The organism is Kocuria sediminis (genome assembly GCF_009735315.1).
GTDB lineage: Bacteria > Actinomycetota > Actinomycetes > Actinomycetales > Micrococcaceae > Kocuria > Kocuria turfanensis.
In genome coordinates this window covers 166553-182378 of the sequence record NZ_WOGU01000006.1, presented here as the reverse complement: position 1 = coordinate 182378, position 15826 = coordinate 166553, and the positions used below count along the sequence as shown (strand labels likewise).

General features: G+C 75.1%; 15 protein-coding genes. 5 read left to right on the top strand and 10 right to left on the bottom strand.

The window, feature by feature from the left end; genetic code table 11:
• Positions 1-58 precede the first annotated feature (58 nt).
• Positions 59-850: a molybdate ABC transporter substrate-binding protein gene (modA, locus tag GMA12_RS09070; RefSeq protein ID WP_156269184.1), complete on the bottom strand. Its 792-nt coding sequence runs from the start codon at positions 848-850 to the stop codon at positions 59-61.
• A 72-nt stretch (positions 851-922) separates the two neighbouring features.
• Between modA and nadE the strand changes: the two genes are divergently transcribed.
• Positions 923-1747, top strand: a complete 825-nt coding sequence (gene nadE, locus GMA12_RS09065; protein ID WP_156269183.1) for an NAD(+) synthase — start codon at positions 923-925, stop codon at positions 1745-1747.
• A gap of 75 nt (positions 1748-1822) precedes the next feature.
• On the opposite strand, the gene GMA12_RS09060 is transcribed toward nadE, so the two are convergent.
• Positions 1823-3067, bottom strand: coding sequence for a CAP domain-containing protein (locus GMA12_RS09060; RefSeq protein ID WP_156269182.1), 1245 nt, complete (start codon positions 3065-3067; stop codon positions 1823-1825).
• 243 nt (positions 3068-3310) lie between these two features.
• Between GMA12_RS09060 and GMA12_RS09055 the strand changes: the two genes are divergently transcribed.
• Genes GMA12_RS09055 through GMA12_RS09045 form a run of 3 tightly spaced genes read left to right on the top strand, consistent with a single transcriptional unit; the run spans position 3311 to position 6302 of the window.
• Positions 3311-4117 (top strand): exodeoxyribonuclease III, encoded by an 807-nt coding sequence (locus GMA12_RS09055; RefSeq protein WP_156269181.1) that lies wholly within the window; start codon positions 3311-3313, stop codon positions 4115-4117.
• Positions 4118-4123: 6 nt separating this feature from the next.
• A complete protein-coding gene (locus GMA12_RS09050; RefSeq protein ID WP_370830942.1) occupies positions 4124-4996 on the top strand; it encodes a DUF8083 family protein in 873 nt (290 codons plus the stop codon).
• A 58-nt stretch (positions 4997-5054) separates the two neighbouring features.
• Positions 5055-6302, top strand: coding sequence for an MFS transporter (locus GMA12_RS09045; protein ID WP_162459670.1), 1248 nt, complete (start codon positions 5055-5057; stop codon positions 6300-6302).
• A 30-nt stretch (positions 6303-6332) separates the two neighbouring features.
• On the opposite strand, the gene GMA12_RS09040 is transcribed toward GMA12_RS09045, so the two are convergent.
• From GMA12_RS09040 to GMA12_RS09020, 5 genes are read right to left on the bottom strand one after another with little or no spacing between them, the layout of a single operon-like run.
• On the bottom strand, positions 6333-7628 hold the full coding sequence (locus GMA12_RS09040; protein ID WP_156269180.1) for an MFS transporter: 1296 nt from the start codon (positions 7626-7628) through the stop codon (positions 6333-6335).
• Positions 7615-9240: an ATP-binding cassette domain-containing protein gene (locus tag GMA12_RS09035; RefSeq protein ID WP_156269179.1), complete on the bottom strand. Its 1626-nt coding sequence runs from the start codon at positions 9238-9240 to the stop codon at positions 7615-7617. The genes GMA12_RS09040 and GMA12_RS09035 overlap by 14 nt, the downstream gene beginning before the upstream one ends.
• Positions 9233-10078: an ABC transporter permease gene (locus GMA12_RS09030; RefSeq protein ID WP_162459669.1), complete on the bottom strand. Its 846-nt coding sequence runs from the start codon at positions 10076-10078 to the stop codon at positions 9233-9235. Before GMA12_RS09030 ends, GMA12_RS09035 begins: the two co-directional genes overlap by 8 nt.
• Positions 10071-11012, bottom strand: a complete 942-nt coding sequence (locus tag GMA12_RS09025; RefSeq protein ID WP_156269178.1) for an ABC transporter permease — start codon at positions 11010-11012, stop codon at positions 10071-10073. Before GMA12_RS09025 ends, GMA12_RS09030 begins: the two co-directional genes overlap by 8 nt.
• A 52-nt stretch (positions 11013-11064) precedes the next feature.
• A complete protein-coding gene (locus tag GMA12_RS09020; RefSeq protein WP_162459668.1) occupies positions 11065-12612 on the bottom strand; it encodes an ABC transporter substrate-binding protein in 1548 nt (515 codons plus the stop codon).
• A 256-nt stretch (positions 12613-12868) separates the two neighbouring features.
• Here GMA12_RS09020 and GMA12_RS09015 point away from each other — a divergent pair, with 256 nt between their 5' ends.
• Positions 12869-14575, top strand: a complete 1707-nt coding sequence (locus GMA12_RS09015; protein ID WP_156269177.1) for a glycoside hydrolase family 13 protein — start codon at positions 12869-12871, stop codon at positions 14573-14575.
• A gap of 11 nt (positions 14576-14586) precedes the next feature.
• On the opposite strand, the gene GMA12_RS09010 is transcribed toward GMA12_RS09015, so the two are convergent.
• From GMA12_RS09010 to GMA12_RS09000, 3 genes are all read right to left on the bottom strand, one after another.
• Positions 14587-15084 carry a hypothetical protein gene (locus GMA12_RS09010; RefSeq protein WP_156269176.1) on the bottom strand — a complete coding sequence of 166 codons (498 nt, stop codon included), beginning with the start codon at positions 15082-15084 and terminating at the stop codon, positions 14587-14589.
• A complete protein-coding gene (locus GMA12_RS09005) occupies positions 15081-15224 on the bottom strand; it encodes a hypothetical protein (protein ID WP_156269175.1) in 144 nt (47 codons plus the stop codon). Before GMA12_RS09005 ends, GMA12_RS09010 begins: the two co-directional genes overlap by 4 nt.
• Before the next feature lie 77 nt (positions 15225-15301).
• Positions 15302-15766: a hypothetical protein gene (locus GMA12_RS09000; protein ID WP_156269174.1), complete on the bottom strand. Its 465-nt coding sequence runs from the start codon at positions 15764-15766 to the stop codon at positions 15302-15304.
• Between the last annotated feature and the right edge of the window lie 60 nt (positions 15767-15826).

The window sequence follows — 15826 nt, the reverse complement described above, 5'->3', positions numbered from 1 at the left end:
GCCGGCGGGTCCCTGAGGCGGCGGTCCGGGCGCACTCGGGTCCCGCCGCCGGGGCCGGTCAGCCCGGCACGTCGAAGCCGTCCTGCCGCAGCTGCTCCCGGCCGGCGGGGCCGGTCACGAAGGCGGTGAACTCCGCGGCCCGGTCCTGCGCCGCCCCGTCCAGGCCCACCACCGAGTAGGTGTTCGCGGAGGCGGCGGCGCCCGGGAGCGGGACGCCGTCCAGCTCGCCCTCGTGGGCGGCCACGTCGGTGACGTAGACCAGTCCCGCGTCGGCCTGGCCGGAGCGGACCTTGCCCAGGACGTCGGTCACGGAGTTCTCCTCGCTCACCGGCCGCAGGGCGACCCCGGCGCGCTCCTCGAGCGCGCGGGCGGCCCGGCCGCAGGGGACCTGCTCGGCGCAGACCACGGTGGCCAGGTCCGTCCGCCGGAGGTCGGCCGGCGAGCGCACCCCGTGCGGGTTGCCCTCGGCCACGGCGATCGTCAGGCGGTTGCTCGCCAGCTCCACCGGCTCGCCCACCGCCCGCCCCGAGGCCAGGACACGCTGCATGGTGGGCTCGTCCGCGGCGACGAACACGTCGGCGGGGGCGCCCTCGGCGATCTGGACGGCGAGGTCGGCGGAGCCGGCGAAGTTCAGGGCCACGTCCACGCCCGGGTGCTGCTCCTCGAACGCCGCGGCCAGATCGGTGAACGCCCCGGTGAGCGAGGAGGCCGCATAGACGTCGACGCGCTCCCCCGCGCTCGAGGTCCCGCACCCGGCCAGCACCACCGCGGCCAGCAGGGCGCCCGCGGCGGCGGCCCGGCGGGCGCGCCCGCGGGCCCGGGCCGGGGTCCTGGAGCGGTGCAGGGGCATGGCCCGCATCCTACGCGGCCCCTCCCCCGGTGTCCTTGCCGCGCCGTCGGCGCCCGGCACTAGCATGGGTGCATGCGGAAACTCCAGGCAGCAATCATCGACGAGATGGGCGTGAAGCCCGAGATCGACCCCCAGCAGGAGATCGAGGCGCGCGTCCAGTTCCTCTGCGACTACCTCCGGGCCAGCCGCACCAAGGGCTTCGTGCTCGGGATCAGCGGCGGCCTCGACTCCACGCTGGCGGGCCGGCTGGCCCAGCTGGCCGCCGAGAGGCTGCGGGCCGAGGGCGACGAGGCGCAGTTCGTGGGCGTGCGCCTGCCCCACCGGGTCCAGCACGACGAGGAGGACGCCCAGGCGGCCCTGCGCTTCGTCGCCGCCGACCGCACCGTCACCTACGACATCGCCCCGGCGGTGGACGGCTTCGAGCACGGCTTCGAGGGCGCCACGGACCGGGAGATCTCCGACTTCAACAAGGGCAACATCAAGGCCCGCATGCGGATGATCGCCCAGTACGCGATCGCCGGGGAGCACAACCTCCTGGTGATCGGCACCGACCACGGCGCCGAGTCCGTGACCGGGTTCTTCACCAAGTACGGGGACGGCGGCGCGGACCTGCTGCCCCTGTTCGGGCTGAACAAGCGGCAGAACCGGCTCCTCGCCAAGACCCTCGGCGCCGAGGAGCGGCTGTGGGCGAAGGCGCCCACCGCCGATCTGCTCGACGACGCCCCCGGCCAGACCGACGAGGCCGAGCTGGGGCTGTCCTACGACGACATCGACGACTACCTGGAGGGCCGGGAGGTGGACGACGCCGTGGCCGAGAAGATCGAGCACCGCTGGCGCACGACCCGGCACAAGCGCACCACGCCGGCCACGATCCTCGACGACTGGTGGCGCGACTGACGGCGGGAGCACCCGCAGCGCCACGGAGCCGCGCACCCCGATCGGGGTGCGCGGCTCCGTCGTCGTCGGGTCCGCTCAGCGGGTGACCCAGGTCCGTCCCGCCGCGTAGTGCACGGTGTGGCCCTTCGAGAAGCGCTGGCGCACCTCGGCGCCGTAGCGGTACTCGTCGGTGACGGGGAACCCGTAGCCGCGCTCGGAGCCGGCGGCCTTCCAGGCCCGGCCGATCGCCCCGTAGAGCTTGACCGCGCGGGAGCCCGTGCCGGCGCTCCACAGCACCTGGGTGGAGCGCCCGTCGCGGCGGAAGACCTGGTGGGCGCCCCCGCTGACGGGGCGTTCGTCCGTGGTCGGCAGGCCGTAGTTGTGCTCCCGGCCGGCGCCGATCCACTTCTGCCCGATCGAGCTGTAGTTCTTCACCGCCATCGCCCCGTAGCCGGGGGCCCAGTAGATGGTGGTGGTGCGGCCGCTCCTGCGGAACTGCTGGTAGACGCCGCCGTCCACCAGGCCGCCGCGCTCGTTCGTCGTGGGCTCCCCCAGCACGGCGGACCCGCCCAGGCGCTGGTACTTGGTGGCGATCGCGCCGCGGACGGCGTAGGCCGGGGCGGTCACCGGGGGCACGAACCCCTGGGCCGGGGTCGCGAAGGTCCCGGGCACGGCCTGCCCGGCCGGATAGGCGTAGTAGTAGACGGTCAGGTAGGTCTCCCACCCGGGGCCGTCCGAGCCCGACGTCGCCACGTGGCTGACGCCGATGCCGAGGTGGGTCAGGTCCCGGGCGAACTGGTCGGTCCCGTTGCGGGGGAAGAAGTCCAGCAGGTAGTGGGTGAGCGCCTCGACCGCGTCGGTGCCCGCGAAGGCGCCGGTGAAGACGCCCTTCCCGTAGTACTGGTCCATCCGGACGCCGCCGGCCGGGGCGCCGGCCCAGGGATCCGGGTTGCGCGACTCCTTGCGGGCGCCGGCCATGGTCTCCGCCCACTGCTGGGCGTTGCGGGACAGGGCCGTGTTGTAGACCAGCGGGGCGCGGTTCGCCTGGCGCCGGTGCTCGTTGACGATCTCGAAGGCCTCGGTCACGTGCGCCACCGTGGTGGGGTGCGCGCCCGCGGAGGCCGCTCCGGCCAGGCCACCGGCGGAGGGCTCCTCCGGCGGGACGGCCGGGGCCGCCTCGGCGGCCGAGCCGCCCTCCAGCTGCACGGCGGGCGCGCCGGTGGCATGGGCGAGCTCCGGCGGGGCGGCGGGAGGCTGCGGCGCGGCGAGCGCGGCCGGCATCCCGCCGAGGAGCAGCGCGGCGGCAGTGGTCACGGTGAGCACGGTCCGTGCGAGGTTCATGGGGGTCTCTCCCTGCTGGGGGCGGCTCCGCCGGGGGCACGGGCCAGCAGGAAATTAGCATCTGCAACCACCCGGGGTCGAGACCCCGGGGACGCCCCACGTCACCCGGCGCGGCGGCACGGCGCCCCAGCGCGCCGGGGACGACCGCCGCGCGCACGTCCCGGGCCGGAGCGACGCCGGGAGGCGGTGCCGTGCCCGGGGGCGCGGGCGTCGCCGTCCGGGCCACCCGGTAACGTGGGGACCATGAAGATCGCCACCTGGAACGTGAACTCCGTCCGCGCCCGCGCCGACCGCGTGGAGGCCTGGCTGCAGCGCTCCGACGTGGACGTCCTGGCCATCCAGGAGACGAAGGCCAAGGACGAGAACTTCCCGTGGGAGCTCTTCGAGTTCATGGGCTACGACGTCGCCCACTTCGGCCTGAGCCAGTGGAACGGCGTGGCGATCGCCTCGCGGGTGGGCCTCGACGACGTCGAGCGCACCTTCCCGGACCAGCCGGCCTTCGGCAAGCCCGGCGAGGACCCGGTGCGGGAGGCGCGCGCGATCGGCGCCACGTGCAACGGGGTCCGCGTCTGGTCCCTCTACGTCCCCAACGGCCGCGGCCTGGACGACCCCCACATGCCGTACAAGCTGGAGTGGCTGCGCGTGCTCAAGGACCACGCCCGGCAGTGGGTCGAGGACGATCCGCGGGCCCAGGTCGCCCTCGTGGGCGACTGGAACGTCGCCCCGCAGGACGAGGACGTGTGGGACATGCAGTTCTTCCTGGACAACGGCCTGACCCACGTCAGCGAGCCCGAGCGCGCCGCCTTCCGCGCCTTCCTCGAGGAGGCCGGCTACCAGGACGTGGTCCGCCCCCGGCTGCCCGGCCCCGGCGTCTACACCTACTGGGACTACAAGGGCCTGCGCTTCCCGAAGAGGGAGGGCATGCGCATCGACTTCCAGCTCTACTCCCCGGCCCTGGCCGCGCGGGTCACCGACGCGGTGATCGACCGCGAGGAGCGCAAGGGCAAGGGCGCCTCGGACCACGCCCCCGTCGTCGTCGAGATCGCCTGAGCCGCCGTGGCCCAGCTGCTGCAGGTCGGCCGGACGTTCCGCTCGGCCACGGGGATCCCCCACCAGTTCGCCCTCCGCGTCTACGTGCCCGCGGAGGAGCTCGACGCCGTGTACGCGCCGCTGCTGCCCCGGGCGCTGCCGCCCGAGGAGGCCGGGGTGAACGAGCTCACCGAGCAGCTCGCCCGCCTGGCCGAGCCGGGCGAGGAGCCGCTGCCGCCGGCGGTGGAGCCCCTGTGGACCCTGCCGTTCTCGGCGGCGCCCCGGGGCCGGGACATGCTTGCCGCCGGCGTCGGGGACTTCCCCGTGTACCACCCACCGCAGCGGCTGCGGCGCTCCCTGCGCCTCGTGGCGCTCGCCGAGGAGGAGGGCGGCCAGCCGCTGCCCAACCTGCTCATTCCCGAGGACGTGGTCCGGGCCGCCGGGGAACAGGTCACCCGGGAGCACTTCGTGCCCGTCCACGCCCGCCAGTCGGCGTTCACGGTGCCCATGGCGTGGTTCGCGCTGTTCGCGCCGGAGGACCACACCGAGAGCTTCCACCACGGCAACCGCGTCCACCGGTGCGCCGTGCCGGTCGACACCGCGACCCTGCGGGTGGCGCACGCGGCGCAGGTGGTCGAGGACGCCGGGGGCGAGGACCTCGAGGAGCTCGCCGACGACCTCACGCACCTCGGCCGGTGGCTCGGCGCGTTCTCCGCCAACTCGCTGGTGGTCCTGCACTACGGGGCGATCGCGGACTCCTTCCAGCCGGACGAGAGCCCGCAGGACTTCCAGGACGCCGTGGAGCTGCTGGCGTCCCGGGACGCCAACGGCGCCGCTGTGGCCTTCCGCCGGCTCATGCACCGCTGGCTGCCCCTGGCCCACCTGGAGAGCGCCAGCTGAGCCCCGCGGCGGGAACCGCCGGTCCGGGGCCCGCCGGATCCCGTGGTAGAACTGCCCGGTGAACCAGCCCACCCCGCCCCCGGACCGTTTCCCCGCCGCTGCCCGCGTCCCGCGCTGGCTGGTGGTGGTCGCGGTCGTGCTGGTCGCGGTCAATCTCCGTCCCGGTGCCACGTCCGTGGGACCGGTCCTGGCCGAGATCCAGCAGGGCCTCGGCCTGAGCCCCACGATGGCCGGGGTGCTCACCGCCCTGCCCGGTCTCACCTTCGCGGTGGCCGGGGCGGGGGCGGCCGCGCTGTCCCGCCGGACGGGGATCAGCGGCGCCGTCACCGTCGGCCTCGCCCTGGTCGCCGCCGGGCTGCTGGGCCGGGCGGTCACCGGCTCGGTGCCGGTGTTCCTGGCCCTGACGGTCCTGGGCTTCGCCGGCATGGCCGTGGGCAACATCCTGGTGCCGGCCTTCATCAAGCGCCACGGCGGGCAGCGCACCGCCGCGCTGAACTCCGTCTACACCACCGGCCTGGCCGTGGGCGCCACCCTGCCCCTGCTGGCGGCCGGGCCGCTGACCGCCCGGGGCCCCGAGGGCTGGCGGGCCGCCCTCGGCCTGTGGGGCCTGATGGCGGTGGTGGCGCTGCTCCCCTGGCTGCTGGTGACCGTCCGGGACCGGCGGGAGGCGGCCACGGCCCCGTCCCGGGCGCTGCCCGGGGGGCCGGGGGCCGCGATCGTCCGGTCCCGCACCGCCGTGGCCCTGTGCGTGTACTTCGGGATCCAGTCGATGCACGCCTACGTCCAGTTCGGCTGGGTGGCGCAGATCTACCGTGACGGCGGGCTGGACCAGGCGCGCGCCGGGCTGCTGATGGCCCTGCTCGCCGCGATGGGGATCCCGGGCGGGCTGCTCATGCCCCTGCTCGTGGCCGGCTCCCCGCACCTGCGGCGCTGGATCGCGGGACTGGGGTCCTGCATGGTCACCGGCTACCTCGGGCTGCTGCTCGCGCCCACCACGGTGCCCTGGGTCTGGGCGCTGCTGCTGGGGGTCGGGGGGTTCGCCTTCCCCACCGCCCTGGCCCTGCTCACCGCCCGCACACGGGACCCCCGGATCACCGCACGGCTCTCCGGGTTCATCCAGCCGGTGGGCTACCTGCTGGCCGCGGTCGGCCCCTTCGCCGTGGGCGCCCTGCACGAGGCCACCGGCAGCTGGACGGTCCCCCTGATCCTGCTGATGGGCACCGGCCTGGTGCTCGTCGCGGCCGGCTGGATCGCCGCCGCACCGCGCTGGGTCGACGACGAGCTGGCCGGTCCGCGGGAGACCTAGCGGCCGCTGGGCCGTCCTGCGCGACCCGGGTCAGGAGGACCGGCGGGACGGGGCCGCCGCCGCGGCCGGGCCGGTCGGCCGGTCGGCACCGTGGCCGCGGAGCACGATCGGCAGCGCCGCGGCGGCCAGGAGCGCGAGCAGGGCCGGCGGGAGCCACGGCGTGCCGGGCCACCACTGGTGACGGGTGGTGAGTTCGAGCAGGGCCCCGAGCCCGGCATTGCCCACGAGCACGGTGACGCCGCCGCACGTGGCGGCCAGCCCGTAGTAGGCGCCCCGGCCGGCGACGGCCCCCGGAGACGGGAGGAAGCCGGGGATCAGGGACAGGATCGTGGGGGTGAGGAGCATGTGCCCCAGGATCAGGACCGCGACGGTGGCCATGACGGGCAGCACGGAGCTCCCGGGAGTTCCCGCGGGCACCGAGGTGACGGCGGCGATGCCGAACGCGGCGGCCACCAGGAGGAATCCGGTCGACAGCGCACGCCCGGGCCCCAGCCGCCGGCCCAGCCCGGAGACCGGCAGCTGCAGGAGCAGGGTGAGCACCGAGGCGAGCAGGAACAGCGCGCCGAGCCAGGCCGCGTCCAGGCCGCGCCGGTCCAGGTCGACGGGAACGGTGAAGTAGAGCTGGTGGTAGGCGAGCATGTTCGTGCCCGCGAGCACGCAGAACACGACGAAGCCCCGGTTGCGCAGGCACTCCAGGGCGGGTCCGGGTGCGCCCGTGCCCGCCCCGTCCCGGCCCCGCGGCGGCCGACCGCGGGGAAGGCGGAACCACAGCAGGACGGTCACCACGGTGAACACCGCGATCCCGGCCGCCAGGGCGGCGTCGAAGCCCCAGCCCAGCAGGGCGGTGCCCAGCACGGGGCCCAGGACCGCGCCCAGCTCGCCGGTGATCGCCAGCCACACGAACACCGACCGCCGGCCCCCGGCCCCGGGTCCTCCGGCCGGCGGCCGGTCGGCGTGGGAGAGCTGGGACTCCAGCGCGGGCGAGAACAGGGCGCCCCCGGCGCCGGTGAGCACCGCGCCGAGCAGGAAGAGGGGGAAGTCCGCGGCCGCCGCCAGCGTGGCGTAGCCCAGGATGCGCACCAGGCAGCCGGTGAGGATGGCGCGGCGGGCGCCCCAGCGGTCGGCCAGCAGACCGCCGAACAGGAACATGCCCTGCTGGCTGAAGGTGCGGGCCCCGAGCACCAGCCCGATCGCGGCGGCGTCCAGGCCGTACTCGGTGCCCATGGCCCCGGCGAGGAAGGGGATGACCGCGTAGAAGCCGATGTTGAACACCAGCTGGGCCCCGAGCAGGGTGTGCGTCTCGGTCCGGGGGTCAGGCAGGGACATCGCGGTGCTCCGGCGGCAGGGTGTGGCGGTCCAGGATCGCGCACTCCCGGGGCAGGGCCGCCGCCACCAGCTTCCGGCTGTGCTCGTGGCGGGGCGCGGCGAAGAACTCGCGGGTCGGTGCGAGCTCCACGAGGGCTCCGCGATGGAGCACCGCGACCCGGTGGCTCATGTAGCGGATGACGCCCAGGTCGTGGGAGATCATGATCAGCGACAGCGGTCGGTCGCGGTGCAGCCGCAGCAGCAGGTCCAGGACGGTGCGCTGGGTCGCCGCGTCCAGGGCCGAGGTGGCCTCGTCGCAGATGAGCACCGACGGCTCCAGCAGCAGGGCGCGGGCGATGGTGAGCCGTTGCAGCTGTCCGCCCGAGCACTGGCCGGGGTACCGCTCCAGCAGCTCGGGGTCGAGCTCCACCTCCCGCACCACGTCCAGCAGACGGGCCTCCCGCTCGTCGGCCGAGAGGTCCCGGTGCTGCCGCAGGGGGGCCTCCAGGCTGGTGCGCAGCCGCATGCGGGGGTCGAAGGAGTCGTGCGGCTCCTGGAAGACCAGCTGCACGGCCGTGCTCGCCGGGCCGGCGCCCGGGGCCGCTCCCGGCGCCCGGGTGACGCGTCCGGCGTCGGGGGTCTCCAGTCCGACGACCAGACGGGCCAGGGTGCTCTTCCCGGAGCCGGACTGGCCCAGGACCCCGAGGATCTCCCGGTCCCGCAGCTCGAGCGTGATCTCCTCCAGGGCGGGGCGTCCGCGGCGCCTGCCCGTGCCGAAGGTCTTGGTGACGCGCTCCAGCGCCAGCGCGGCGCCCGTTCCCGCGGCGGGGGGCGGGGTGTCGGCGGGGGTGAGGGCCGCGGCCTCCAGCAGGGCCCGGGTGCACGCGCTGCGGGGGCGGTTGAGCACGGCGCCGGCCGGGCCCGCCTCGACGACGCGCCCGGCGTCCAGCACCACCACCCGGTCCGCGTAGGCGGAGACGGTCGCCAGGTTGTGGCTGATGTAGAGCACCCCCAGCCCGCGGTCGCGCCGCTCGCGGTCGAGCAGCTCCAGGATCTGCCGCTCGAGCACCGTGTCCAGGGCGGAGGTCGGCTCGTCCGCGAGCAGCAGCTCCGGCCGGCCGGCGAGGGCGAGGGCGACCATGGCCCGCTGGGCCATGCCTCCGGAGAGCTGGTGGGGGTGTGCGCGGGCGCAGGACTCCGGGTCCCGGAACCCCACCTCGGACAGCAGCTCGAGCGCCCGCTGCCGGGCCGCCCCGCCCCGGAGCCCGCCGTGCAGCCGCAGCGGCTCCCGCAGGTGATCGAGGACGGTCCGGCGGGGGTTGAACATCCGCTTGGGCTGCTGGTACAGCATGCCGATCCGCCCGCCGCGCACCCCGTTCAGCTCGGCCTCCCCCGCCCGGGAGAGGTCGGTCCCGCCCAGCCGGACCGACCCGGAGTCGTGGTGCATCTGCGGGGGCAGCAGCCCCAGGACGGACATGGCCGTCATGGTCTTGCCGCTGCCGGAGGCGCCGACCAGCGCCACGAACTCCCCCGGCGCCACGGCCACGTCGATCCCGGACAGCACCGGCCGGGGCGCTCCGGCGGGCCTCCGGTGGCTGACGTGCAGCTGCTCGACGGTCAGGCCCTCAGGCATCCGGCACCGTCCGGGACGGGGCCGCGGCGAGCACCATGCGGGTGCTCGTCGCCCGGGCCAGGCGCTGGCCGACGAGGGTGACGCACAGCGCGACGACGAAGACCACCAGCCCGGGGGCGAGGATCGTCAGCGGTGACCGGGCCGCGTACGGCTGGGCGGCGACCAGCATCGCCCCCCAGTCCGACTGCGGCGGCTGCACCCCCAGACCCAGGTAGGAGAGGGCTCCCACGGTGATCAGGAACTGCCCGAAGCGCAGCGTGGCCTGGCCGAGCAGGGGCCCGGCCAGGTGCGGCAGGACGTGGCGCAGGACGACGAAGGACGGCGAGCACCCGAGCACCCGGGCGGCCTCGACGAAGCCGCGCGCCGAGACGTCGTAGGTCAGGGCCCGGGCCAGCCGGGCGAACGGCGTCCACCCGGTCACGGTGAGGGCCAGCAGCAGGGACAGGTGGCCGGGGCCGAGCACGGCCACCAGGAACAGGGCCAGGACCATCTCCGGCAGGGCCAGCAGGACGTCGCTGGTCCGGGTGAACAGCTCGTCCAGCCAGCCCCGGCGGCGGGCGCTGAGCACCCCGACGGCGGTGCCCGTCACCGCGGTGAGCACCGTGGCCAGCGCGGCGACGGTCAGGGAGAACCGCCCGCCGTCGAGCAGCCGGCTCAGCGTGTCCCGGCCCAGGTGGTCGGTGCCCAGCCAGTGGGCGGGGCTGGGCGGGGCGAGCCGGGCCGTGAGGTCCTGCGCGGCCGGCGGGTGGGGCGCGATCCAGGGCGCGAGGGCCACGGCGAGCACGACGAGGGCCAGGACCGCCGCCGCGGCCCACACGAGGGCGCGGCGCTCACGCACGGCGCCCCCTGAGCCGGGGGTTGAGCAGGCCGTGGACCAGGTCGGCGGCGGTGGTCAGCACGACGGCCAGGCCCACGACGACGACCACGCCGCCCTGCGCCAGGGGGATGTCGCTGTTGCGCACGGCGTCGTAGAGCAGCCGCCCCATGCCGGGAACGGCGAAGACGACCTCCACGATGACGGAGCCGCCCAGCAGCCCGGCGAACCAGACGGCCACCAGGGTGGTCAGGGGCAGCAGGCCGTTGGGGAGCACGTGCCGCCGGAGCGTCCGGAACCGTCCGAGGCCGCGGGCCCGGGCGGCGACGACGTGCTCGGCGCCCAGCGCGTCGAGGACTCCTTCGCGCACGGCGGACGTGAAGTAGCTCGTCGGCCGCAGCGCGAGGACGGCCACCGGCAGGACCGCGGAGGACGGCCCCGACCACCCGGCGGAGGGCAGCAGCGACAGGTTGAGGGCGAACACCAGCACGAGCACCGGGGCGAGCCAGTACTCCGGCACGGCGATGAACGCCTGGGTGATCGTGGTGATGATCCTGTCGGCCGCCCGCCCCTCCTGCAGGGCGGCGACCACCCCCAGGACCACGGAGACCACCGCGGCCGTGCCGAGGGTCATCACCACCAGGCTCAGCGTGATCCCCAGGGCGGGCAGCACCTGCTCGACCACCGGGGTGCGGCTGGCGTAGGACAGGCCCATGTCGCCCCCGAGCAGCCGGCCCAGCCACCGCAGGTACTGCACGGCCAGGGGGTCCTGGAGTCCCAGGTCGGCCGCGAGCGCCTGGGCGACGGAGTCGTCGATCACCTCCCCGGCCACCCGGGACCGGATGATCTTGCGCACCGGGTCCCCCGGGGTCACGTAGGGGATGAGGAAGACCACGAAGGACGCCAGCAGGACGGTGACGCCCAGGGTCGCCGTCCTGCGGGCGAGGAATGCCGTCATGGGCGGTCCTGTCCTTCCCGTCGTGCCGGGGCCGTGGTGGTGCCGGCGACGCTCATGCGGCGGGCTTGGTCGTCTCCGCGCGCAGCACGTACCGGGACAGCGGGTCCTGCTGGTAGTTCTGCAGATCGGCACGCACCGCGTCGGTGGCCTGCTCGTTGACCAGCCACACGTTCACGGCCTGCTCCTCGAGGATCTCGCCGGCCCGGGCGTACAGCTCGTAGCGCTGCTCGGTGTCGGCGGTGCCGGCGGCTTCCGCCACGATCCGGTCGTACTCCTCGTCGCAGAAGTGGCTGAGGTTGTACGTGCCCTCGCAGGTGTAGTCGGCGGTGAGGAAGCCGATGGGGTCGGCGATGTCGATCAGGCGGTTGCGCTGGCTCAGCACCATGTCGTAGTCCCCGGCCAGCAGGTCCGGCTCCACGGCGGCGTACTCCTTGGTCGTGATGGTCACGGGGACCCCGGCGCTCTTGAGGTTCTCCTGGATGACGGTGGCCACGTCGGCGAACTCGGCCCGCTCCACGATGGCGATGACCTCCAGCGGCCGCTCCGCGGTGTAGCCGGCGGCGGCCAGCAGCTCCTTCGCGGCGTCGACGTCCTGCTGCGGGGCCTCGGCACCCTCGGTCGCCCAGGGCTCGGAGGGCGCGAAGGGCCCGGTCGCCGGGAGGGCGGCCCCCTCGTAGACGCTGGCCGCCAGGGCGTCCAGATCCAGGGCCGAGCGGACGGCCTTGCGGAAGTCGACGTCGTCGAACGGCGCCCGGCCGTTGTTCATGTACAGGGTCGCGGTGCGCGGGGACTCGGCCTTGAGGACCTCGACGGCGGAGTCGGCCTCCAGGGCGGCGACGTTGGCCGCCGGGACGGAGAGGGAGACGTCGGCCTCCCCGGTCTGGACCTGCGTGGCGCGGGTCGCCCCGTCCGTGATGAACCGGACCTCGGCCCCGGCGAGCTGCACCTGCCCGCCCCAGTAGTCCTCGTTGCGGTCCAGGGTCAGCGACTGCTTCGGCTGCTCGGAGACCGGGACGAACGGTCCCGTGCAGTGCCCGAACGGGTCCACCGAGTCGCCCTCGAAGGCCGCCGGGGCCAGCACCCCGGTGTTGACGCTCGCCAGGCGGTAGGGCACCAGCGGGCTCTCGGCCGGGGTGGTGATCCGCACGGTGCGCTCGTCGACGGCCTCCACCCCGCTGACCACGGCGGGGCTGAAGGCGCGGGCCGGGACCTCCGCGTCCAGGACGTTGCGCAGCGAGGTCACGACCGTGTCGGCGGTCAGCGCGGTGCCGTCCTGGAACGTCACCCCTTCCCGCAGGGTGAACTCCCACTCCAGGGGCGAGACCTGCTCCCACTCCGTGGCCAGGGCGGGCACGATCTCGCCCGCCGCCTCGTCGTAGCGGGTCAGGGTCTCGAGGCACCCGGACAGGGACAGGATGTAGGCGGCGTCGCTCTCCAGCGCCCAGTCGGCGACCGGGGCGCGGAAGTTGTCCACCACGATCCGCTGCTCGCGGTCGGCGGCCTGGACGGTACCTCCTTCCTCGCCGCTGAAGCCACAGCCCGACAGGGCGAGAAGAGCCACGAGCCCGACGGGCGTCGCGGACCGGAGCGGAGAGCGCACGGGACCACCTCAGGTCGCCGCCCGAGGACGGCAGGGAATAAGGACACGGAAGAGTTCGGTAAAACCCCCGGGGAGAGGTTAGGGGAACCTAACCCTCGGGTCCACTCGGGCGCCGGGCCCCGTCATGGAGCGGCGCGGGCTTTGCCGCCCGTCACGGATGTGCTATGCCCCCGGGCGCGTCCGGGCTGACACCGGACCGGCGGCCTGGCAAGGTGGGGGGCGGAGATCCCCCGACCGGACCACCCCGAGGAGCCCCATGACGCAGCAGGCCGAGACGCCCAGCACGACCGCCGCCGGAGAGTGGTGGCGCTCCGCGGTGATCTACCAGATCTACCCGCGCTCCTTCAACGACGGCAACGGTGACGGCATGGGCGACATCCCCGGCATCATCGACCGGCTGGACTACCTGGCGGACCTGGGCGTGGACGCCCTGTGGCTGTCCCCGTTCTACGTCTCCCCCCAGCACGACGCCGGCTACGACGTCTCCGACTACCGGGACATCGACCCCCGCTTCGGCACGCTCGAGGACTTCGACCGGATGCGCGCCCGCATGGCCGAGCTGGGCATGCGGCTGATCGTGGACCTCGTGCCGAACCACACCTCCAGCGAGCACGAGTGGTTCCGGGCGGCCGTGGCGGCCGGGCCCGGCAGTCCCGAGCGGGAGCGCTACATGTTCCGGGAGGGCCGCGGCGAGCACGGCGAGCTGCCCCCGAACAACTGGCGCTCCGTGTTCGGCGGCGAGGCGTGGACCCGGCTGCCGGACGGGCAGTGGTACCTGCACCTGTTCGACAGCACCCAGCCGGACCTCAACTGGGAGAACCCGGAGGTGTGGGAGGAGTTCCGCTCCGTCCTGCGCTTCTGGCTGGACCGCGGCGCGGACGGCTTCCGCGTGGACGTGGCCCACGGCCTGGTCAAGGCCGAGGGCCTGCCGGACTGGGACCACCAGGTGCACATGGTCGAGGGCGAGCACGACGCCCGGGAGCACGACGAGCCGGACACCCCCATGAGCACCGGCAGCCCCTACTTCGACCAGGACGGCGTGCACGAGGTCTACCGCGACTGGCACCGGGTGCTCGCGGAGTACGACGGCGACCGGATGATGGTGGCCGAGGCGTGGGTCGAGCCGGCCCACCGGCTGGCCATGTACGTGCGCTCCGACGAGATGCACCAGGCCTTCAACTTCGACTTCCTGGTCGCCGGGTGGGACTGGGCACGGCTGTCCCGGGCGATCGGCGACTCGCTGGCCGAGTCCGCGAAGGTCGGGGCGCCCACCACCTGGGTGCTCTCCAACCACGACACGGTCCGGCACGTCTCCCGCTTCGGACTCGCGGACCCGATCGCCTATCCCAAGGGGATCGACGCGCAGAGCGAGCAGCCGGACCACGACCAGGGCCTGGCCCGGGGCCGTGCCGCCGCCCTGGTGGAGCTGGCGCTGCCGGGCTCCGCCTACCTGTACCAGGGGGACGAGCTGGGCCTGCCCGACCACACGGAGCTGCCCGCGGAGCTGCGGCAGGACCCGGCGTTCACCCGCACCGGGGGCGAGGAGATCGGCCGCGACGGCTGCCGCGTACCGCTGCCCTGGGCCGCCGGGGAGCCCGGCCACGGCTTCGGTCCCGCACCGTGGCTGCCGCAGCCCGAGGCCTTCGGGGAGCTGGCGGCGGACCAGCAGGTGGGTGTTCCGGGGTCCACGCACACGCTCTACCGCACCGCCATCGCCCTGCGCCGGGAGCTCGGCCTGGGCCGGGGCGCGTTCGCCTGGCACGAGGCGCACGGCGCCGCGACGGGCCTGCTCGCCTTCGTGCGCACCACCGAGGCCGGGCAGCGGGTGCTGGTGGCGGCGAACCTGGGCGGGGCCCCGGTGCCGCTGCCCGCCGGGGAGGTGCTCGTGGCCAGCCGGGAGGACGCCGTGGCCGACGGCGCGCTGCGGCCCGAGCGGGCCGTGTGGGTGCGCCTGGCGGACTGACCCGCGGCGGGTCAGTGGCTGGTGCGGCCCCGGCCGGAGGTCAGCACGGGGGCGAGCAGCCGGTCGGCCAGCGCCCCGGTGAGCACCGAGTAGACCGCCTTGTGCAGGACGTCGACGGTCAGCTCCTGGGCCGGCCAGGACGCCGGCGGGGCGCCCGCACCGGTGGCGTTCTCCACCGTCTGGTCGAACGCGAGCCGGACCACGGTGTGCCACGCGTTCGCGGACCCGCCGCGGATGCCCGTGACCGCCCACACGCCGCGCAGGGCGCCCAGGGCTGCCCCGGTGCCGTAGTGCATCACGGAGTTCCAGCCCCGGGGCCGCTCGTCGTCGCCCGGGTGCCGCCCCAGCAGGGTCAGCAGGGCGCGGCCGGGGACGTAGGAGTTCGGGCGCCGGGTGAGGGCCTGCTCGGCCTTCTCCCCCACCACCATCCCGGCGGCGCCGAGCACGCCCGCCGCGGCGCCGATCCCGGCCGCGCGCAGCAGCACGTCCGGGCGGGAGGCCGCGGTCATGCCCGGTCCCCCTCGTCCTCGAGGCCCTGCCGCGCCAGGTCGCGGTCCAGTTCGGCGCCCGGCTCGATGACCACGCCGTCCTCGCGCTGGTCCGCGACCGGGCCGTGCTCCGGTTCCTGCTCCCGCTGCTGCTCGCTCATGGCCGCTCCTTCCGTCCGGCCCCCCGGCCCGGGCGGCTCGCGGCCAGTATAGACAGGAAGCTGATCAGTCGGGTCGGTCAGTGGGCGGGTGCGGGCCCGCCGCAGCGCCGCTGCAGCCAGTCGTCGACCGGGGCGAGCGTGCGCTGCAGACCGGCGAGCTCGACCGGCTGCAGCGAGTCCCCCGCGGCGCGCAGGTCGGCCGCGGCGGCGTCGAAGGCCGGCCGGAGGTCCGCGGGCATGCCGGGGGCGAGCTCCTGCACGGAGTCGGCCGCCCGGCCGGGGCGGAAGCCGGGGTCCGGCCCGTCGGTGGACAGCGGCACGAGCATCAGGGCGGTGTAGGCGCCGGCGACGTCGAAGCAGACCTCCGGGCCCGGGGAGTCCGCCGAGGGGGCCGGGGCGGGAGTGGTCGCGCCCGGGACCGGCTCCAGGACGAGCCCCGGCTGCTGCTGGCCGGTGCCGCAGCCGGTCAGGACGAGCAGGCACAGCACCGCGGGAGCGAGGGCTGCGCCGGGTGCGCTCGGGCGGCGGGACGAGCGGGTCACGGCTCCAGGATACGGAGCGAACCTCCGTGCGGGCTGGCAGCCGGCGAGGCGTCCGGGCAT